This is a genomic window from Actinophytocola sediminis (assembly GCF_054779715.1).
The window spans coordinates 1-637 of sequence record NZ_BAAGXS010000125.1 but is presented as its reverse complement, the minus strand read 5'-3'; the positions used below and the strand labels follow the sequence as shown (position 1 = coordinate 637).

1 protein-coding gene is annotated in these 637 nt (G+C 65.8%); it reads right to left on the bottom strand.

Translation table 11 applies throughout. The features are described 5' to 3' along the window. Positions 1-637 (bottom strand): succinate--CoA ligase subunit alpha (locus ACYVIP_RS44610; protein WP_460407297.1); only part of this gene is annotated, 637 nt, incomplete at both ends.

Here is a 637-nt window from a genome sequence, read left to right as displayed (position 1 = left end):
GCGGTTTCCGACGGGGTCTTGCCGACCCTGACCCCCGCCGCTTCCAGAGCCTGTTGCTTGGCCGCCGCGGTGCCCGAGGAACCGGACACGATCGCGCCCGCGTGGCCCATGGTCTTGCCCTCCGGAGCGGTGAACCCGGCGACATACCCCACCACCGGCTTGGACACATGCTCGGCGATATAGGCCGCCGCACGCTCCTCCGCGTCCCCACCGATCTCACCGATCATCACGATCACCTCGGTCTGCGGGTCCGCCTCGAACGCCGCCAACGCATCGATATGCGTCGTCCCGATCACCGGATCCCCACCGATACCCACCGCCGAGGAAAACCCGATATCCCGCAACTCATACATCAACTGATACGTCAACGTCCCCGACTTCGACACCAACCCGATCCGCCCAGAACCCGTGATATCCGCCGGAATGATCCCCGCGTTCGACTTACCCGGACTGATCACCCCCGGACAGTTCGGCCCGATCACCCGAGTCTTGTTCCCCGTCGCACACGCATGCGCCCAAAAACTCGCCGTGTCATGCACCGGGATCCCCTCGGTGATCACCACCGCCAACCCGATCCCCGCGTCGATCGCCTCAACCACCGCCGCCTTCGCGAACCTCGGCGGCACGAACACCACCG